Source organism: Janthinobacterium sp. PSPC1-1, from assembly GCF_049897625.1.
Lineage (GTDB): Bacteria > Pseudomonadota > Gammaproteobacteria > Burkholderiales > Burkholderiaceae_D > Janthinobacterium > Janthinobacterium tructae.
The window spans coordinates 149,670-167,877 of record NZ_JAFCWP010000010.1 but is presented as its reverse complement, the minus strand read 5'-3'; the positions used below and the strand labels follow the sequence as shown (position 1 = coordinate 167,877).

The window sequence follows — 18,208 nt, the reverse complement described above, 5'->3', positions numbered from 1 at the left end:
CAGCGCGGCGCTCAAGGCTGCAGGTCCACGAACAGCACGCCCATGGCGGGAATCGGCATGAAACGGCGATACATTTCAAGGCGCGTGCGGGCCGGGTCCAGGTCCGCAAACAGCGCCGGATGCAGCCACTTGGCCAGCGCCTGCACGGCCACCAGATGTTCGGGCGAGTCGTAGAACACATGCCACAGACCGTGCGCTCGCCTGCCATTTTTTTCGCGCACGGCGCTCAATTGGGCCGTTTCCGTGCGCGAGGCCACGGCGCGCAGGCTGCTGCGCGCCTGCGCCAGGGTGGCCTGGTAACCGAGGGTCACGCCCCCCTGTCCGCTGGCGAACACGCCCGTCGCCACATACACGTCGGGATCGCGCGACAGGATGTATTCCGGGTTCAGGGTGCCGATGGGGCCGGGGATCTTGCCGGCGCCGATATTCTCGCCACCGGCCAGGGCAATCATCTCGCCGAAATTGCCCGTGCCGGGAGAACCGCAACAGCCTTGCAAGCCCGCCAGCATGTCGACAAAGATGCTGGGGCGGCGAAAGCCGGGCCGGGCCTGCGCCGCTTGCACGGCGCGCGCAACTTTACCCACCTGCTCTTCGTAAAAGGCGATGAAGGCGGCGGCCTGCGCCTGGCGGTCCAGCGCCTTGCCCATCAGGCGCATGCTGGGCACGGTATTTGCCAGCGGATGGTTGCTGAAGTCGACAAAGATCACGGGCACGCCGGCCGCTTCCAGCTGGCGCACGGCGTCACTGCCCGGCGCGGGGCCGTGGCCGCCCGACAGGGCCAGGATGGCCAGGTCGGGCCGCAAGGACAGGGCTTTTTCCACGCTGAAACTGTCGGCCGAGGTGGCGCCCACCAGGGGCACCTGCTCCGCTTGCGGAAAGACCTTGCGGTAGGCCGCGTAGCCCTGCACATCCAGGTGGCGGAAATCACCCTGCCAGCCCGCCAGGCGGGCAAAGGGATTTTTTCCTTCCAACATGGACAAGGTGTAGATCAGGCGGCCTTCACCCAGCACGATGCGCTGCACCTGGTCGGGTACGTTCACCGTGCGTCCCGCCAGGTCGGTGACGGTGACGGCCTCAACTGACAAACTGATGCAGGACAGCAGCGCGGCGGCCAGCATGGACAAGATTTTTCTCATGGCATCACCACGCATGCTTGACGGTCAGCAGCAAGCGGCGCGCATCGCCCGTGCTGCAATTGCTCGATGAACAACTGTCGTAGTAATGCTTGTTGCTCAGATTCGTCACGTTCAGCGCCAGCTGCGTACCCCGCAGGGACGACGACAGCCGCAGCAGATCGATGTCCAGCGCCAGGTCCGTCAGCAGGTAGGACGGCACGTCGATACGGTTGGCGGAGTCGGCCTTGGTGGCGCCCGTGTAGCGCAAGCCCAGGCCGATGCCTAGTCCCGCCAGCGGGCCTTGCACCAGTTTGTACTTGCCCCATACGCTGGCCATGGTCTCCGGCATGCCGACGGGACGCTTGCCCACTTCATTGACGTTATTGCTTTTACTCACTTCCAGGCGGTTCCACGTGACGTTGGCCGCCACGTTGAAATTGCGCGTGAGATTGGCCAGCGCATCGAGTTCCACGCCATGCGATTTGATTTCGCCCGTCTGCAAACGGTTCAGCGAATTGTTCGGATCCAGGGTCTGCACGTTTTCCTGGCGCAGGTCAAACACGGAGGCCGTGAAAAATCCGTCGAAACCGGGCGGCTGGTATTTCACGCCCACTTCCGCCTGCTTGCCCTTGGTGGGGTCGTAGGATTTGCCGTAGAAATCGTTGCCCAGCACGGGGTTGAACGAAGTCATCAGGCTGACGTAAGGTGCCAGGCCATTCTCGGCCAGATAGACGGCGCCCGCCTTCCACGTCAACGCATCATCCTTTTGCGACGGCGGCGTGACGCCGTCCAGGCGGTCGCGCGTGGACGTGTCCGACCAATCCTTGCGCACGCCCGCGCTGAGCACCCATTGCCGCGCCAGCTTGATCTGTTGCTGCGCGTACAGGCCGTACTGGTCCGAGCTTTGCACGGTGCTGGCATAGCGCTCCGGCGTGGGCAGCATATGGCCCAGGTAGACGGGCTGGTACATATCAATCTCGGCGCCGGCCGGACCGCCATTGAGCACATAATCTTCTTTCGTGTGACGGTAATCGAGGCCCACCAGGGTCTCGAATTCGGCGCCGCCGCTGCGCCAACTGGCCTTGGCATTGTTATCCAGCGACCAGCTCTCGCCATCGATATCGAAGAAATAGGGCGTGCGGCGCAAGGTGCGCTGGTCGGCCAGCAGGCGGCCCTGGATGGTTTCCGTGATCAGGTTGACCCGCCCGTAGCGGGCCTTGGAATGGATGCTCCACACGTCATCGATGCGATGCTCCAGCAGATAGGCGAGCGAATATTGCACGCGGTGATTGTCCAGGCCCTTTTCGTTGAGCATCTGGTTGTAGGGAAGACGGCCATGGCGGTTCGGCAACAGGGTGCCCTGGATGGGCGCCACCACGGCGGGCGGACCGAACTTGTCGCGCGTGTAGTCGGCCAGCAAGGTCAGGCTGGTGGCCGCGCTGGGGCGCCAGCTAAGGGCGGGCGCGATATACACCTTGTCGTCCGGCACGCCGGTGAATTGGGAATCGCTATCGCGCAGCAAGCCCGTCATGCGGTAAGCCCAGTCGCTGCCCTCGCCCATGGGGCCACTCACATCGCCCTGCACCTGCTTGCGGTGGAAGTTGCCCGTCTGCAGTTGCAGTTCGCGGTAGGGCTGGAACAGCGGCTGTTTGCTGATCTGGTTGACGATGCCGCCCGGCGAATTCTGGCCATACAGCACGGAACTGGGTCCCCGCAACACTTCCACCGCTTCCAGGCCATACGGCTCGACCCTGGGCCAGGCTTGCACCGTGGTGCCGCGCAAGCCGTCGCGCAGCATGCCGTTGCTGCCCACGTCGAAGCCGCGGATCTTGACGTTATCGAAACGATCATAGCGCTGCGAAGCGGCCATCGACGGACTGGCCAGCACGCCGGCCGAATACCGCAGCGCCTCGCCGACGGACTGGATGCCCTGCGCATCCATCTGGTCGCGCGTGATGACGGAAACGGAAGCGGGCGTTTCGATCAGCGCCGTATTGGTCTTGCTCGATGTCGTGCTTTGCGTGGCGATTTTCAGGCGCTGCGCTTCGATCGTCACGCCTTGCATGGCTTGCGGCGCATCAGGCGCTTCGGCGGCATAGGCGGCGCGGCAAGCCAGGACCAGCACAAGGGGAAGGGGAACGGCGCGCACAAGGCGCGGCAAACGGTGGGGCTGCGAGCGTGACATACGGTAAATCCTTCCAGGCTTTAAATGAGAATGAATATCATTCATCATAGAATCTGGAAGCGCCGGCTGCTTTCGTTATCGGGCCTTCGCCTTACGAAAGACGGAAAAGATGCAGCCGGCTAAGTAATCCTCGGGAAATTAGTGTGAATTTATGACGAACAGAACCGGATGCTATGCAAGGCGCTCGCTGCGACGCAGTGCGGGCACTGCTAGCAGTGAGCAACGCCGCAGAGCGCCGGTTATGGCAGTCAGAAATCACAATAATTTATTGGGGGTTACTTAGGCGCGTGCCAGCTGGCTGGGCGGCATGCCAAAACGCTGGCGAAACAGGGTGGAGAAATGCGGAATGGCATAGCCGACAAAGCACGCCACCTGCGTCACCGTATAGCCGCCCGCGCTAAGCATGCGATAGGCTTCCTGCAGACGATAATCCTGCACATACTCGAACACGCTGACGCCAAACAGCTGGCGAAAGCCGGCCGTCAGCTTCTTCACGTTCAAGCCGCTTAATCTGGCTATTTCAGGCAAACCCAGCGGTTGCTGGAAATGCTGCTCGGCCAGCTCGCGCGCCTGCTGCAGGCGCTCGATTTCGAAGGCGCTCAAGTCCGCGCCGCTGGCGCCGCCGCGCGACCGTCCCAGTACCCGGTCGCTGGCCACGGCCGCCATCTCCAGCGCCTTGCCCGCCATGTACATGTCGCGCACGGCGCCGTCGAAGGGACACATCAGGATCTGCGTGGCGATGGCCCGCAGGGCCGGCGTGATCGCTTGGCGCATCACCAGCACGCCATCACGGTGCAGCTGCTGGCCGCCCGTGACGGCCAGGCGCTCCAGGTCGAAGCCGCTGCGCTGCGCATGGCCCGCGTCGAGTCCCACTTTCACGTAGCGCTGCAAGGTATTCGCTGCAAAGCGGTCGCAGCCTTCGTGGCGACCCCGCGCCAGCACCAGGTAGACGCCTGCATCGGTGATGGCAAACGGCGCGCGGCCATCCACGCTGCCGCTCAGCTTGCCATTCAGCGAAACGATGACTTGCAAGCCCTCGAACACGGGCGTATTGATGGTGATGGGAGTGGGCGACAGCACGCAACCGGCCGACAAGGTCAGTTCGGAAGACAGTTGCCGCGTCCAGGCAGTCGATACCACGCCATGCTCCATATGAGAATAATTCTCATTTATATTATCATAATGCAGCCTGGATGGCGTGCTGGCCGTGAAAAACCTGCGCCAGAAAGTCCACAAACACTTGCACCTTGGCCGCGCGCAAGTGGCGCGGGTGGAACAGCGCCCACAGGTCCGGTCCCCGCGTGCGGAACGGCTGCAACACTGGCACGAGGCTGCCCTCGCGCAATGGCTGCAACACGGAAACGGACAGCGCCTGCACGATGCCGCAGCCGGCCTGGGCAGCGGCGATCATCGATTCGATATGGTCGAAGGACAAGGCGGCGGCCGGCGTATGCGCATACGGTTCACCCGTGCCCCCGTCCTGGAACAGCCAGGGCCGCACCTGCCGCGCTTTCGGGTACAGGAAATGCAGGCAGGCAAATTGATCCAGTTCCTGCGGCGACTGCGGCATGCCATGCCGGGCAATGAAGTCGGGCGCGGCGCAGCACAGGTAATCCATCTTCAGCAGGCTGCGCGCCACCAGCGCGGAGTCTTGCGGCTCGCCGATGCGCAGCATCACGTCGATACCCTCTTCCACCATGTCGACCAGGCGGTCGCTGACCGTCAGGCGCAGGGAAATGTCGGGATAGGCGGCGATGAAGCGTGGCAAGGCGGGCGCCACCAGGTTGCGGCTGATGCTGCTGGGCATATCCACGCGCAGACTGCCCGAGGGTTTCCCGGCCGCCTGCAACAGACTCGTTTCCAGCGCCGCCATGTCGGCCAGCACCTGACGCGCCTGCGCATGGCACTGCTGGCCTTCGGCCGTGAGCGACATGCTGCGCGTGGTGCGCTGCAAGAGCCGCACGCCGAAGTGCTTTTCCAGCGCCGCTACCTGGTTCGTCACGGAAGACGTGGAAATGCCCAGGCGCTGCGCCGCCTTGCTGAAACCGCCCGCCTCGACCACCGCGCAAAACACGTGCATTGCTTCCAGCCTGTCCATGTATTTCCCTCCTGTTTGACTATGATTATCCACGATACTGAAATAGTGCATCGCGCCGCGCCCCGTTTTTCTTTGTGCCGTCGCCGCCTAGACTGGGCCATCAACCCAATGGAGAACACCATGCAAGCCCTCGTCCTGACTACCTTTGCCGCCCCCATGACCATCGAACACCTGCCCGTGCCGCAGCCCGGCCCCGGGCAAATCCTCGTGCGCATCGCCGCCAGCGGCGTCAATCCACTCGACACGAAAATCGCCGCCGGCGCCGCGCCGCACGCCCGGCCCCGCCTGCCCGCCATCCTCGGCATCGACGTGGCCGGCACGGTGGCGGCCGTGGGCGATGGCGTGACGACTTTTCACATTGGCGCAACAGTGTATGGCATGGCGGGCGGCATAGCCGGCCTCCAGGGTTCGCTGGCCGAGTACGGCGTCTTCGACGCTGCGCTGCTGGCGCCCGTGCCGCCAGGACTGAGCCTGCGCGAGGCAGCCGCCCTGCCCCTCGTCTTCATCACGGCCTGGGAAGGGCTGGTCGACCGCGCCCACGTGCAGGCGGGCGATACCGTGCTGGTGCATGGCGGCGCGGGCGGCGTGGGGCACATGGCCGTGCAGCTCGCCGTCGCCCTTGGCGCCAGGGTGTATGCCACGGGCAGCGCCGCCAGCCGCACTGTCATCGAGGCGCTGGGCGCACGCTTCATCGATTACCGCACCAGCACGGTGGATGATTACGTGAGCGAACATACGGGCGGCGTCGGCTTCGACATCGTCTACGATACGGTGGGCGGCGCCACTTTGGACGCCAGTTTCCAGGCAGCAAAAATCTATGGCGGCCACGTCGTCAGTTGCCTGGGCTGGGGCACGTTCGCCCTGAGCCCGCTGACGGCGCGCGCGGCCAGCTACTCGGGCGTGTTCACCTTATTGCCCCTGTTGAGCGGCGAGGGCCATGCGCGCCATGGCGCGATTCTGCGCGAAGCCAACAAGTTAATAGACGCGGGCAAGCTGCACGTGCGGCTCGACCCACGCCGTTTTACCTTGCACACGGCGCACGATGCGCATATGGCACAGATGGACGGCAGCGCGCGCGGCAAGCTGGTGGTGGAGGTGGCTGATTGAATGCCTGCTTGTTACTTGCAGGCGGAAGCGTTATTATGCAAGAATATACTTGTATAATAGAATGAGGTCGGGCATGCGTGAAAAACTGGAAAAACTGCTGGCGCAGGGACGCGACAGCGCCCTGCTGCGCTTTGGCCTGGGAGATGCCTGCCTGAAAGACCATGACGCTGAGCAAGCCGCCCTGCACCTGGCGCAAGCCACCGTGCAGCAACCCGGCTACTCGGCCGCCTGGAAACTGCTGGGCAAGGCCTTGCACCAATTGACCCGGCTGGATGAAGCGCAGGCCGCCTGGACGACGGGCGTCACAGTAGCCCAGCAGCAAGGCGACCTGCAAGCCGTCAAGGAAATGACGGTGTTCCTGAAACGCCTGCAAAAACAGCAGCAGGCGGCAGAGTAAAACAGTTTAGTGCGCGTGCGCGGCGCCTTTGGCTTCGGCTGGTAACGCAACGCCCCGCTCTTTCGCCAGGCGCTTGGCCAGCAAGCCACCCGCTTCGGCCGCATAGGCGCGGCAGGCGTTGGCGTCGATCAGGGGATTGTCCGTGCCGCTACGCTTAGCGGCCTTGCCCAGCACGTCCGTCGTGCCCGGATGCACGGGGATGATGATGTCGCATGGCAAGGCAGCCACCTTGGCGATGCTCGCTTCGAACGAGGCCGAAACGTCAGGTGAGCCACCCTTGCCCGCGCCTTTGCCCGTATAGCGGAAATCACCACTGGCATACGGGTTCAGGCTGTCCGCATACACGACGTTCAGGCAGCGCGCGCCTTCGCACGAGGTCCAGGTCCACGTCGTGCCGCCGGGCGTGTGGCCCGGTGTCATGTGGGCGGTCAATACCAATGGGCCCACCTTGACGGTATCGCCCTCGCCCACCACCTTGACCTTGGCGACTTTCGCGACATGCACGACAGGATCGGCCTGGTACTGCGGATCATCCTTGCCATTCGTGCCACTTTGCAGCCCCAGGGCGCCCGAGGCGCTGGCCACCACTGTGGCGCCACTGGCCCGTTGCAGCGCGGCAATGCCGCCCGCATGGTCCCAATGGGCGTGCGAATTGAGAATATATTTCACATCCTCGATGCGAAAGCCCAGCGCCTTGATGCTGGCGATGATCAACGGCGCCGATTGCGGCAGCGCACCGTCGAGCAGGATATGGCCCTGCGGGCTCGTCACCAGCACGGCGGACAGGCCGACCGTGCCCACATACCAGCTATTGCCATGGATATTGAATGGCTTGACGGGCGCATTCCATTCCTTGCAACTGTCGCAATCAACAGGATTATTTTGCAGCGGTGCCGGCGTTTTTGCCTGCACTGTACCTGCCGCCATGGTCGCAACCGTAGCCAGCATCAACTTCGCCAATAGTGTCATCTTCATCTCCAGAGTGTAAAAAAGAAGGGCGCCCGCACTGGCGCGCCCTGGGGGGGTATCAATGCATGCGGCCAGTCCTGTCGGCCAGGGTGTCGCGGATGTGGCCGGCGTCGAGCGAGCGCCGCTGCGCGCCGTCGGCGTCCAGCAGCACCACGGTGACGTGCTTGCCGCCGCTGCGCATGCGCATGGTCAGGCAACTGCCCGCTTCGTGGCTGCTGCCCGTCTTGGACAGCAAAATGTCCCAGCCCTTGCCACCCACCAGCGGGTTGGTGTTGTGCAGGGTGCGCGTCTTGCCATTCACAGCCACGCTGGCCTGCGCGTGGCTGGTGATGCGGGCAATGTCCGGATAGCGCACGGCGGCGGCGACGATCTTCGCCACCTCGCTGGCCGTGGACGTATTCGCCGGTGAACTGCCGACCGGCTCCGTCAGGGTGGTGCGGCTCAAGCCCAGGTGGCGGATCTTCGCTTGCAGCGCTTGCGCAAAGGCTGCGTTGCCGCCAGGATAGGTGCGCGCCAGCGCGGCGGCGGCGCGGTTTTCGGACGGCAGCAGCGCCAGTTGCAACAGTGCGCCGCGCGACACGGCCACGCCATCGGCCAGCAGGCTGTGGCGCTGCAGCGAAGCATCCCCATCGGCGCGCACGATGCGCAGCTGTTCATCGGGATCGAGTCCCGCGTCCAGCACCACCATGGCCGTCATCAGCTTGGTAATCGACGCAATCGGCACGACGGCGTCAGCATCCTTCGCCATCAGCACCTGGCCCGTGCTGTCGTCAAAGACCAGCATGTGTTTCGCGCTGACGGGCAAGTCCAGCATCGCGGCGGCGGCCTCGGCCAGGGTCGCCCCGCTGACGGCGGGCTTGCCCTGCACCTGCAACAGCAAGGTGGCGCAGGCCAGCAGCAAAGCGGGCACGGCCAGTTTCCAGCCGGCCGTGTCGGGGCCGGGTGCCATCAGGCGCTCGATGCGCGTCAGCAGCGCCCCGCCCCGTGCCGACATCAGCAAACCGGAATGCTGCGGCACAGCCGTGTGCAGGGACAAGGCATGCAGCGCCGTGGCCAGCTGCTGCGGATCCTGCAGCGCTTGCGCAGCCAGGGCGTCGGCCACCTGTTCGCGTTCGGCCCGCATGCGCGCCGACAGCCACCAGACGACAGGATGAAAAAACAGCAGCGCTTCGGCCACGCTTTGCAACAGGTTGACCAGGTAATCCCAGCGCCGCACGTGCGCCAGTTCATGCGCCAGCAGCGCTTCCAGCAAGGCAACGGGCATGCCGCTCAGCAAGGCGGCCGGCAGCAGGATGACGGGACGCCAGAAGCCCACGGTGACGGGGCTGGTCAATCCCCCGTGCAGCTTCAGCGGCGGCCGCCGGTGCAAGCCCATGCGCAGCGCCAGCGCATCGAGGCGCGCCTGCCAGATGGCCGGGGCGGCCACTGCCTGGCGCCGCAGCCGGCCGACCCAGGCCAGGCCCAGGCACAGGCGCAAGCTCATCAGGCCAACGCCGGCACTCCAGGCCAGCACCAGGGCCGGCATCCACGCTTGCAGCGCGGCGCGCCAGGCGGGCGGCGCGTCCATCGGCAGCTGGGCCAGTGAAGTGCCGGACAGCAGAGACAGCAGGTGGACGGTGGGAATGCATAGGCACAGCAGCAGTGCCAGCGCGCAGACGGCATAGCGCCAGCGCGCGCTGGCATGGCGCAGCAGCCAGAGCAGTACAGCGGAGACGGCGCCGACGATCACGCCCTGCCAGACAAAATACAGCAAGACCCAGCCCAGCGCCGGGACAAAGTTGCCCAAGCTCATATCCAGGTTCATGGCGCGTTGCCATCCTTGCTACGCAGGATTTTTTCAATTTCCAGGCGCTCCGCGTCGCTCACGTGCTCGCGCAGCGCCGTCAACACCAGCGCCTTGCCGGAGCCGGAAAACACCTTGCCGATCAAGTCCTTGAGCAAGCTGGTCTGCAACTTTTCCTGCGCGTCGACGGCCGCATACAGCTGCGGCCGCTGGCTTTCATCGCGGCTCAAGAGTCCCTTGCCATGCATCAGCTGCAACTGGCGCAGCACGGTGGCATAGCTGGCGTCGGCACGCTCTTCAGCCAGGGCGTCATACACGGCGCGCGCGTCGGACGGACCGCGCCGCCACAGGATGCGCAGCAAGTCCAGTTCGGCGGCCGTGGGATGGGGAGTGGAGGTATTTTTTAACATGCCGCCAGAATACCTTCCCTAGAACTTCATGTCTAGAACTTTTTTTCTAGAGCGCTGACGATGGCCCTAGAACTCGCGCAAGCGGTCGAACAGTGCCAGCAAGGCCGCCTCGTCGACCAGCGCCGGCCCCAGTTGCTGCGCCAGTTGGGCCAGCAACTCGGCCAGCACCGTGTAGATTTCCTCGCGCTCGACCGTCTCGATGATGCTTGTCCGCCGCTCGATCTTGTTGAATGCCTCGACATAGGCGGTGACCATCGCCTCCAGCGCGGCGGCCACCGCCGTCGCGTCCATGGCGGCATCGATGCCGCGCGTTACGGCCAGCATGTTCTTGTAGGCCAGCGCCGCCTTTTTCGCATACGCGGGGGAAATATGCTCGCGACCGTCCCAGTCGCGGAACGGGTTGAGCAGATTTTCCGCCAGCCATTCCGGCTTGCGCGCCTTGGTCACCGATAAGTCCAGTCCCAGCGCCGCCGCTTTCTTGTAGCCGGCCTTGATGGCCTTGGCAGCGTCTAGCGGCAAGCTGGTCATCCACAGGGCCGACAGCATCGGCAATTGCGCGGCCGGTGGAAACTCCTCCGCCGTGTAAGCAAACAGATCACAGGCGGTGAACATCCGCAGCTGGGCCAATTGCGCAAGGCTGGCCATCTGCGACGCCAGTCCCGGCTTGCCCCAGATGCGCAAGGCCGTCAGATGGGGAAAGCGCTGCGCCACTTGCGCCAGATCAACGTCTTTCATGCTGACCAGCGACAGGCCGCCCAGCTGGTCGAGACCGTGGAATGACGGCAGCGTCTGCTTGCACTGCAGTGTCAGATGGCGGCCATCGGCGCCATCCTTGATGCGCAGCGCCGGCGATGGCGCGCTGCGCAGCGAGAGAAGACCCAAGCCTTTGTTCAAGACCAGGCTGCTGACGCCATCGGGCTGCAGGATCAGGCGTTCCAGGCCGCTGCCGCTGAAATCGAGCGCAGGCACCGTCGATGACTGCCAGTCCAGCTCATTGATGAAGGGATTGCCCTGGATAAACTCCATCAAGGCTGGCGTGCCGTGGCTGGTCTCGATGGACATCAGGCAAGGCAGCTGCTCCAGTTCGGACAGGTCGCCCAGCGCCTGCAAGACGCTGTCATTGATTTTCGTCGCGTCCTGGCGGAAGACGTGGCCGCCGAGCGTCACTTCACGCTCGCGCGACGCGGCCTTGAACTGCTGGCGCCGCAGCGGATCGATGCGCTCCCAGTTACGCTGGCGCAGCACGCTGTCACCCACGTTCCAGCCACTGCGGTAGCTGTTGACTTCCACATCCACCAGCGGCGCGATATTGCCAACCAGGGTATGACCAGGCGGCACGTTCGCCGTGGCATAGCAGTGATCGTGGCGCTTGTTCCAGAAGAAATAGTCGCACAGCAGCGGCCGCATGGCTTGCACGGCCGCCGCATCGGGCAAGGCGTCACCGGTCCAGTCCAGCTCCAGCACGGCAGCGACCGGCCTGGACGATGAAGCATCCTTGATGCGGGTCACCTGGCAAGCCACGTACTGCTGCAGCTCGGACGAAAATACACTGTAAACATCGCCAACATTCGGTAGCACGCAACTTCCTCTCAAAACACCTGACGGTCGAATGTTGAAACATAGCAAATTTTCAGCGCCCCTGCCGTCCCGCTCAGTCCGTGTGCAGCTTGTGATGCATGCGGCGCAGCCCCAGCCACACGCCGGCCGCCACGAACGGCACCAGGGCGCCGACGAGGATTTCCGGGTTCACGGGCAGGCCCAGCACCTTGGCCGCCTTGCCCGTGTAGCTGAACAGGCCGATCACGTAGTAGGAAATGGCGGCCACGGACAAGCCTTCCACCGCTTGCTGCAAGCGCAGCTGCTGCGCCGCGCGCGCGTTCATCGATTGCAGGATTTGCCGGTTTTGCAATTCCTGCACGATGCCCACGCGCGTGCGCAGCAAGTCATTCGTGTTGGCGATGCGCTGCGCCATCGCTTCCTGGCGGCTGGCCATCGCTTCGCACGTGTTCATGGCGGGCGTCAGTCGGCGGTCCATGAATTCCTCGACCGTGGGAATGCCCTCGATGCGCTCTTCGCGCAACTCCTCGATGCGCGCCTTGACCAGGCCCATGTAGGCTTTCGAGGCGGAAAAACGGTAGCTATTGTCGAGCGACAGCTTTTCAATGCGGGCCGCAAGGCGCGTGATGCGGTCAAGCAAGGCTTGCTCGGCAACGCCCTCGTCGGCCTTGGCCAGGCCGGGCGCGTCGTCCGTATCGACCATGGCGGCGGCCAGGGTCGCCAGTTCGTTTTCGATGGCGTTCAAGGATGGCGCCGCCTGCATGGCGTAAGGCAAACCCAGCAAGGCCATCATGCGGTAGGTTTCGATTTCCAGCACGCGCTGCACCAGGCGGCCCGACTGCTGCGAGTGCATGCCCGCATCGCGGATGACGAAACGGCTGAAGCCGTCGGACTGGATCGTAAAATCTGTCCACAATTCGCCGCCCTGCAACACCTTGCTGCCAGCCAGGGTATTACCCTCGAACACACGCGACAAGCCCTGCATGAAGATCTCGGCCGGTTCGGTCGCCTGCTGCAGCACCACGTGGGCAGCCACCATCAGCTTGCCCTTCAAACCCGCCAGCCACTGCTGCGGCAACTGTTCCAGGGGCATGCGCTCGAACGCCTGTTCCAGGGGCAAGGCGGCGCCCGGATGTTCGGCAAAGGTAAACGTGGCAAATTCCGTGTGGCATTCCCATTTCAGGCGGAAGCGGCCAAAGTCGTAATAAAAATACTTGGCTTCGGCGGCGGGCGGCGTGACGCCGAAATGCGTGCACAGGGCCGCCAGAGTGGCATGCTGGGCCGCCATATTCGACGCACCGGGCGCCGCGCTGTCATCCTTGTACACGGCCAGATGGGTGATCAGCTCGGGGGCATCGAGCTGCAAAAACGGCCGCGAGTGGATTTCCGCAGCCAGCGGCACGCGCAAGGCGTGGTTCAAACTGGAGTTAATCAAGTGCATGATAGCCAAAGGTAAAGTTGCAAAACTGCTTAGACCCGCGCGCGTGCTGTGGCGCCCGCAGCACGGGTCTGATTGTCACAGTGTAACAAAGCAGGAAGCATGCCACTCTTTTCCAAGGCCCGTCATGTTGTTTTGATAATTGCAGATGCGCCCTGCCCCGCCGCTTGGCGGCTGCCCAGCCACCAGAACACGGCAGCCAGCACCACGGCCGACGCCTGTCCCAGCGCCAATTTGAAAGCGCTGTCGAACAGCAACGGTGCGACAAAACCGGACACCAGCGCAAACACCAGCATTTGCACGAAGTTTTGCAAGGAAGCGGCCAAGCCCCGCATCTGCGGGAAAATGTCGAGCGTGGACATGGTCATGCCCGGCAAGGCCAGCGACATGCCGAACGCGTACAGCATCACAGGCACGACGGCGAACGGGATGCTGGCGGCGAACCAGTGGTTGTAAGCGATGTTGAGCGCGCCCGTGGCCGCCATGGCCAGCAAGCCCCAGCGCACCAGCACGGTGCTTTTCACCGCATGGGCCAGCTTGCCCGACAGCGCCGAGCCCAGCACCAAACCCGCCACCATGGGGATGAACATCCAGCCAAACGCCGTTTCCGGCAGGCGCAGCAATTCCAGAATGAAGTGCGGGGCCGACGCGATGTACAGGGCGAAACCGCCAAAGGCGAAGGCCACGGCCAGCGAACGCAGCAGGAACGCCCGGTGGCGCAAGGCCAGCCAGTAATTGCGCGCGATGTTGCCTGGGTGGAAAGGCTGGCGCTGCTCGGCAGATAAACTTTCCGGCAAGCCTTTCAGGCAGGCGAGCGCCAGCAACACGGTGACGGCAAAGGTGAAGACGAACGTCGATTGCCAGCCGTAGGCCACGTGCAGCCAGCCGCCGATGATGGGCGCGATGGCGGGCGCGATGCCGAACACCATCATGATATTGGCCAGCATCTTTTGCGCGGCCGCGCCCGACAGGGTGTCGCGCACGATGGCTTGCCCGATGACCCTGCCCGCTCCCGCCGAGGCGCCCTGCATGCCGCGGAAGAACAGCAGCCAGCCAAAGCTGGGCGCGAACGCGGCGCCAATGGAGCCGACGGCAAAGATCAGCAGGGATGCCAGGATCACGGGACGGCGGCCGAACGAGTCGGACAAGGTACCGTAGAACAAGGTCATGAAGGCGTAGGCGGCCAGGTAGACGCTCAGGGTCTGCTGCACCAGCACGCTGCTGACGTCGAAATGCGTGCCGATCGCGGGAAATGATGGCAAGAAGGTATCGGTGGCGAACGGGCCCAGCATGGCCAGGCCGGCCAGCACCAGGGTCAGGTTGCGCGCCTTCATGCGCCCACCTGCTCGGCATACTGGCGGCGCAAGCCATCGAGGGCCGCCAGCGAGAATTGCGACACATGACGCGCAATGCTGGCGATGCCCGCCTCGTCATACGTGAGTTCCGGCGCCACCAGTTCATGCACGATGCGCGAACGGGCATAGAACACGGCCTGGCCGATCACGCTGAACACGCATTTCTGCACCACGTCGTCCGGCATGGCCGGCCCCACCACGCCACGGATCAAGCCCGTGAACAAGGCGTGCTGCGGACGCACATTGCGCTCGGCCAGCTTGTGGATGGCGGCCGTCGGCTCGATCAGTTCGCGCGCCACCAGGCGGCTGAACAGCGATGCGTGCCCCGAGCGCAGCATATCGGACACGAGCGCCTCGATGGCCAGGCGCAACTGTTCCACGGGCGGCAGCTGCGCCCGCGCACTGGCGGCGGCCACGTCGGCGGCAGAGGCCCGCGCCAATTCGCGCGCATGGTCGAAGGCGGCCAGATGCAGCTCTTCCTTGCTATGAAAATAGTAATTGACCATCGCCACGTTGACGTGGGCCGCCTCGCATATGCGGCGCACGGAGGCGGCCTTGTAGCCCTCGTCGGCAAACAGGTCCGCCGCCGCCTGCAGGATGCGCGCGCGCGCCGGTTCGCTTTCCTTCTCGTTTTCCTTGTCTTCCGTCATGCCAATCCCATCATTTAAACGACCGTTTAATATTGCCCGACATTGTATCAAACAGCTGTTTAATTTTCAAATGAGCGCAAAAAAGCCCGGCGAGCCGGGCTTTGCAAGAACGTAGCGGGAAACTTAGTGCTTCATCGCCGGCATCGGCGCCGAGGAGGCGCCCAGCGGACGGGCCACGGCGGTCACTTCGATGGTTTCGCGGCGCTTGTCTTCGCCCTCGACGACCAGGGTCAGCGGGATCTTGTCACCCGCCTTCACCTGCCCTTTCAGGTCCAGCAGCATGACGTGGTAGCCGCCCGGCTTCAGTTCCACGGCCTTGCCTGCCGGCAAGGCGATTTCCTTGATCTGGCGCATGCGCATCATGTTGTCCGTCATGCTCATTTCATGGATTTCCGCCACGCCCGCCACGGACGAGCGCACTTCCAGCAGGCGCATGGCTTTCGGCGCCGTGATCTGCATGAAGGCGCCCGTGGCTTTTTGCTGCGGCACGGTGGCGCGTACCCACGGGTCGGTAATCTGCACGGAAGTCTGTGCAACGGCGGAGAAGGACAGTACGGTCAGGGCCGTGGCCAGCAGGGTTTTCAGATGGGTCATGATCATTTCCTCGGTATGGTTATAAGGTGTATTTCGATTTCATCAGGGTCTTGATATCTTGCACGCACTCGTCGGCCGTCAACTGGTGCTTCAAGCCCAGGCGCATGCGTCCCTCGGTATCGAGCACATAGCTGATGGCCGTGTGGTCCATCGTGTACGAGCTGCCGCTGGGCACGCGGCGGTAGAAGACCTTGTAATTGAAGGCCGTCTGCGCCGTCGCCTGCGGGTCCGTGCGCAAGCCCAGGAAACTGGGGTCGAAGGCGCGCATGTACTCGCCCAGCAACGCGGGCGTGTCGCGTTCGGGGTCGATACTGATGAAGATCACTTGCAGTTTATCCCCATCGGCGCCCAGTTTCTGGCGGATTTCCAGCGCGCGCGACAGGGCCGTCGGACACACGTCCGGGCATTGCGTAAAGCCAAAGAAGACCATCACATACTTGCCCTTGAAATCGGCCAGGGTGTAGACCTTGCCGTCGGGGCCGCTCAATTTGAAGTCGGGCTTGTAATCGCCTCCCGTCAAATCGAGGCTGTTGTAATGGGGTTTCGGTGCTTGTTCGCAAGCGGCAAGCGTAAGCAATCCCGCCGTGCCGGCGAGAAGGAAAAGACGACGTTTCATGGTAATTCCAGCCCGATGGGCATAGTTGAGACAAGTTAGGACGTAGAAGGCGTGACTGCTGCGTTCAGGCCGCCAAAGGCGGGCCGCGCGGGCTGGCGCCCAGCCACGCAAACTGGGGCTGCGGAGCCTGGTAAAACAATGGCGGATAGTGGTCGTGGCCCGTGATGACGGCCAGCGGCGAGGATGAGGATGGTGGCAAGGCCACGCTGCCCGCGTGATTCATGCAGAACGGGCAATGCTCAATGTGGTGCAGGACGGAATCGGTGGTGGATCTGGCGGCCGGCGCCAGGTCCGCTTGCGTATAGACGGCTCCGCTGGCCGAGCAGATCTCGACGGCAGCGCTGTTCGCGTTCGCGTGCAGCGAGGCAAACGCATACGACAGGGACGGCGACAGCGCATTGAGCAGTATCGCCAGGCAGGCGAACCACATATGCCACTGTTTGCGCTTCAATAAAGATCCCATGGCCCCGATTATAGCGGAGTATGGCTTTCGCGTAGCGCAGGCGCGCCCGCTTGCCCCCGCAGGAACAGGCTGGGGCGCACGCCCGCCACGTCCACGCAGGCGTCACAAAACGCGGGAATCGAGGCGAAACCTGAGCCGGCCGCCACTTGTGCCAGGTCGCGTTCGCCGTCTTCGCCATCGGCGCCCGCTTGCGCCGCCGTGTGCAGCGCATGCGCCAGGCGCTGCTCGCGCACCAGGCTGAGCAATGCCTCGCCCTCGGCAAACAGGCGCGCGCGCGCCTTGTGCGGCGTCACTTGCCACAGGGCCGCCAGGCGGGCCGCCGTCCATTTGCCTTGTGGCGTATCAAAGATGTGCTGCGCCAGCGCCTGGCTCCAGCGCTTGCCGCCGCCGTGGCCGCCATCCGGCGCATCGCCTTCCAGCGCCAGGGTGAACACGGCGGGCTTGCCCCGCCCCGGCATCACGTCGCAGGCAAAACGCAAAAAGGCGGGCACGACAAAACTGTCGCCGCTGCCCAGTTTCTTGGTGGTGATTTCATTATGCAAGGTGACAAAACCCTGGCGCACGGTGACGCGCAGCCGGAGCGGAAAACGCAAGCCCAGCAAGTACAAGGGATGATCGGAAACGAGGGCCATGCGTCAGGTCAAGGTGGTGAACGAGCCATCAGCATGCCACACATCGCGCAAGCAGTCTGTCATCACAGCGACGCCACGCCATAGCGGCGCAAGCCATCGAGGTCCACGACGCGAATCGATTGGTAGGCGATGCTGATCAGTTTCAGCTCGGCCAGGCGGCCCAGGGCCAGGTTCACCCGCTGGCGCGAAATGCCGGTCAGCAAGCCAATTTCTTCCTGCGACAGCTCAAGCACGCTGGAGGTGCGCGGATATAGCATGGGATGGAACAGCTGCGCGATCGCTTGCGCCACTTGCGCGTCGACGGCCAGCAGGCGCTGGTTCTGGATGGTGGCGATGAATTGCCCCATGCGTTCGTTCAGTTGGCGGATGACGAAGGCGTTAAAGGAAAGGCTCTCGGCCAGCAGCAGATGAAACAGGTCCACCGGCACCAGGATGATGTTCGCGGCGCGCACGGCCACCACGTCGTAGCGGCGCAGTTCGCGCTTGAGCACGCTGCCCTCGCCGCACCAGCCACCGGCCGGCACGCCGGAAAACGTGGCGCCGCGCCCATCGGCGTTGTAGACGGCCAGCTTGATCAAGCCCGTGTGCACGCCGATCCAGTGCGCCGACGGTTCGCCGCGCCGCGTGATGAAGGCGCCCGCCTCGTAATGCCGGAGCACGCTGCCGGCGCGCAACAAGGTTTGATGCCGCGCGTCGAGGGCCGTGAACCAGTCGTGGCTATCGAGTTCGGGCACGGCACGCTCTACACTATCATTGCTATTCATTCCATCCTTCAGTTGTCACTAAGATGACAGTGATTTTCCAGCACCGGTGCTATGCTAACCGGTATCAATCCCGAA

At 63.8% G+C, this 18,208-nt stretch carries 18 protein-coding genes; 2 read left to right on the top strand and 16 right to left on the bottom strand.

Annotated features, from left to right (window positions below):
- Positions 1-11: 11 nt before the first annotated feature.
- From ACP7EG_RS25040 to ACP7EG_RS25025, 4 genes are all read right to left on the bottom strand, one after another.
- Positions 12-1,136 carry an ABC transporter substrate-binding protein gene (locus tag ACP7EG_RS25040; protein ID WP_426089757.1) on the bottom strand — a complete coding sequence of 375 codons (1,125 nt, stop codon included), beginning with the start codon at positions 1,134-1,136 and terminating at the stop codon, positions 12-14.
- A gap of 4 nt (positions 1,137-1,140) precedes the next feature.
- Positions 1,141-3,300: a TonB-dependent siderophore receptor gene (locus ACP7EG_RS25035; protein ID WP_426089756.1), complete on the bottom strand. Its 2,160-nt coding sequence runs from the start codon at positions 3,298-3,300 to the stop codon at positions 1,141-1,143.
- A gap of 279 nt (positions 3,301-3,579) precedes the next feature.
- Complete coding sequence (locus tag ACP7EG_RS25030; protein ID WP_426089755.1) at positions 3,580-4,440, bottom strand: helix-turn-helix domain-containing protein; 861 nt, start codon at positions 4,438-4,440, stop codon at positions 3,580-3,582.
- A 37-nt stretch (positions 4,441-4,477) separates the two neighbouring features.
- Positions 4,478-5,398, bottom strand: a complete 921-nt coding sequence (locus ACP7EG_RS25025) for a LysR substrate-binding domain-containing protein (protein ID WP_426089754.1) — start codon at positions 5,396-5,398, stop codon at positions 4,478-4,480.
- A 120-nt stretch (positions 5,399-5,518) separates the two neighbouring features.
- Between ACP7EG_RS25025 and ACP7EG_RS25020 the strand changes: the two genes are divergently transcribed.
- Both ACP7EG_RS25020 and ACP7EG_RS25015 read left to right on the top strand, forming a co-directional pair.
- Positions 5,519-6,505 (top strand): zinc-dependent alcohol dehydrogenase family protein, encoded by a 987-nt coding sequence (locus ACP7EG_RS25020; RefSeq protein ID WP_426089753.1) that lies wholly within the window; start codon positions 5,519-5,521, stop codon positions 6,503-6,505.
- A 73-nt stretch (positions 6,506-6,578) separates the two neighbouring features.
- Positions 6,579-6,902, top strand: coding sequence for a hypothetical protein (locus ACP7EG_RS25015; protein ID WP_426089752.1), 324 nt, complete (start codon positions 6,579-6,581; stop codon positions 6,900-6,902).
- Positions 6,903-6,908: 6 nt separating this feature from the next.
- On the opposite strand, the gene bla is transcribed toward ACP7EG_RS25015, so the two are convergent.
- The 12 genes from bla to ACP7EG_RS24955 all read right to left on the bottom strand — a co-directional run bounded on the left by bla (position 6,909) and on the right by ACP7EG_RS24955 (position 18,133).
- The gene (gene bla, locus ACP7EG_RS25010) at positions 6,909-7,871 is read right to left on the bottom strand and encodes a subclass B3 metallo-beta-lactamase (RefSeq protein WP_426089751.1); all 963 of its coding nucleotides are present in this window, start codon (positions 7,869-7,871) and stop codon (positions 6,909-6,911) included.
- A 58-nt stretch (positions 7,872-7,929) separates the two neighbouring features.
- On the bottom strand, positions 7,930-9,675 hold the full coding sequence (locus tag ACP7EG_RS25005; protein WP_426089749.1) for a M56 family metallopeptidase: 1,746 nt from the start codon (positions 9,673-9,675) through the stop codon (positions 7,930-7,932).
- Positions 9,672-10,064, bottom strand: a complete 393-nt coding sequence (locus ACP7EG_RS25000) for a BlaI/MecI/CopY family transcriptional regulator (protein ID WP_426089748.1) — start codon at positions 10,062-10,064, stop codon at positions 9,672-9,674. The genes ACP7EG_RS25005 and ACP7EG_RS25000 overlap by 4 nt, the downstream gene beginning before the upstream one ends.
- Before the next feature lie 66 nt (positions 10,065-10,130).
- Positions 10,131-11,642 (bottom strand): hypothetical protein, encoded by a 1,512-nt coding sequence (locus ACP7EG_RS24995; protein ID WP_426089747.1) that lies wholly within the window; start codon positions 11,640-11,642, stop codon positions 10,131-10,133.
- Between the two features lie 73 nt (positions 11,643-11,715).
- Positions 11,716-13,062, bottom strand: coding sequence for a DUF3422 family protein (locus tag ACP7EG_RS24990; protein ID WP_426089746.1), 1,347 nt, complete (start codon positions 13,060-13,062; stop codon positions 11,716-11,718).
- Positions 13,063-13,184: 122 nt separating this feature from the next.
- Positions 13,185-14,393 (bottom strand): multidrug effflux MFS transporter, encoded by a 1,209-nt coding sequence (locus ACP7EG_RS24985; protein ID WP_426089745.1) that lies wholly within the window; start codon positions 14,391-14,393, stop codon positions 13,185-13,187.
- Positions 14,390-15,064, bottom strand: a complete 675-nt coding sequence (locus ACP7EG_RS24980; protein WP_426089744.1) for a CerR family C-terminal domain-containing protein — start codon at positions 15,062-15,064, stop codon at positions 14,390-14,392. The genes ACP7EG_RS24985 and ACP7EG_RS24980 overlap by 4 nt, the downstream gene beginning before the upstream one ends.
- 123 nt (positions 15,065-15,187) lie before the next feature.
- Positions 15,188-15,658: a copper chaperone PCu(A)C gene (locus ACP7EG_RS24975; protein ID WP_426089742.1), complete on the bottom strand. Its 471-nt coding sequence runs from the start codon at positions 15,656-15,658 to the stop codon at positions 15,188-15,190.
- A gap of 19 nt (positions 15,659-15,677) precedes the next feature.
- Positions 15,678-16,274 (bottom strand): SCO family protein, encoded by a 597-nt coding sequence (locus tag ACP7EG_RS24970; RefSeq protein WP_071077916.1) that lies wholly within the window; start codon positions 16,272-16,274, stop codon positions 15,678-15,680.
- A gap of 64 nt (positions 16,275-16,338) precedes the next feature.
- The gene (locus tag ACP7EG_RS24965; RefSeq protein WP_426089741.1) at positions 16,339-16,725 is read right to left on the bottom strand and encodes a DUF2946 domain-containing protein; all 387 of its coding nucleotides are present in this window, start codon (positions 16,723-16,725) and stop codon (positions 16,339-16,341) included.
- Positions 16,726-16,745: 20 nt separating this feature from the next.
- A complete protein-coding gene (locus ACP7EG_RS24960) occupies positions 16,746-17,369 on the bottom strand; it encodes a hypothetical protein (protein WP_426089740.1) in 624 nt (207 codons plus the stop codon).
- A 62-nt stretch (positions 17,370-17,431) separates the two neighbouring features.
- Positions 17,432-18,133 (bottom strand): Crp/Fnr family transcriptional regulator, encoded by a 702-nt coding sequence (locus tag ACP7EG_RS24955; protein WP_426089739.1) that lies wholly within the window; start codon positions 18,131-18,133, stop codon positions 17,432-17,434.
- Positions 18,134-18,208 lie beyond the last annotated feature (75 nt).

Bases quoted from the DNA above. Each gene is read 5' to 3' on its own strand.
- ACP7EG_RS24990 (WP_426089746.1), bottom strand. From the start codon at position 13,062: ATGCACTTGATTAACTCCAGTTTGAACCACGCCTTGCGCGTGCCGCTG.
- ACP7EG_RS25005 (WP_426089749.1), bottom strand. From the start codon at position 9,675: ATGAACCTGGATATGAGCTTGGGCAACTTTGTCCCGGCGCTGGGCTGG.
- ACP7EG_RS25040 (WP_426089757.1), bottom strand. From the start codon at position 1,136: ATGAGAAAAATCTTGTCCATGCTGGCCGCCGCGCTGCTGTCCTGCATC.
- ACP7EG_RS25015 (WP_426089752.1), top strand. From the start codon at position 6,579: ATGCGTGAAAAACTGGAAAAACTGCTGGCGCAGGGACGCGACAGCGCC.
- ACP7EG_RS24980 (WP_426089744.1), bottom strand. From the start codon at position 15,064: ATGACGGAAGACAAGGAAAACGAGAAGGAAAGCGAACCGGCGCGCGCG.
- ACP7EG_RS25025 (WP_426089754.1), bottom strand. From the start codon at position 5,398: ATGGACAGGCTGGAAGCAATGCACGTGTTTTGCGCGGTGGTCGAGGCG.
- ACP7EG_RS25035 (WP_426089756.1), bottom strand. From the start codon at position 3,300: ATGTCACGCTCGCAGCCCCACCGTTTGCCGCGCCTTGTGCGCGCCGTT.
- ACP7EG_RS25020 (WP_426089753.1), top strand. From the start codon at position 5,519: ATGCAAGCCCTCGTCCTGACTACCTTTGCCGCCCCCATGACCATCGAA.
- ACP7EG_RS24970 (WP_071077916.1), bottom strand. From the start codon at position 16,274: ATGAAACGTCGTCTTTTCCTTCTCGCCGGCACGGCGGGATTGCTTACG.
- ACP7EG_RS24960 (WP_426089740.1), bottom strand. From the start codon at position 17,369: ATGGCCCTCGTTTCCGATCATCCCTTGTACTTGCTGGGCTTGCGTTTT.
- ACP7EG_RS24985 (WP_426089745.1), bottom strand. From the start codon at position 14,393: ATGAAGGCGCGCAACCTGACCCTGGTGCTGGCCGGCCTGGCCATGCTG.
- bla (WP_426089751.1), bottom strand. From the start codon at position 7,871: ATGACACTATTGGCGAAGTTGATGCTGGCTACGGTTGCGACCATGGCG.
- ACP7EG_RS24975 (WP_426089742.1), bottom strand. From the start codon at position 15,658: ATGACCCATCTGAAAACCCTGCTGGCCACGGCCCTGACCGTACTGTCC.
- ACP7EG_RS25000 (WP_426089748.1), bottom strand. From the start codon at position 10,064: ATGTTAAAAAATACCTCCACTCCCCATCCCACGGCCGCCGAACTGGAC.
- ACP7EG_RS24955 (WP_426089739.1), bottom strand. From the start codon at position 18,133: ATGAATAGCAATGATAGTGTAGAGCGTGCCGTGCCCGAACTCGATAGC.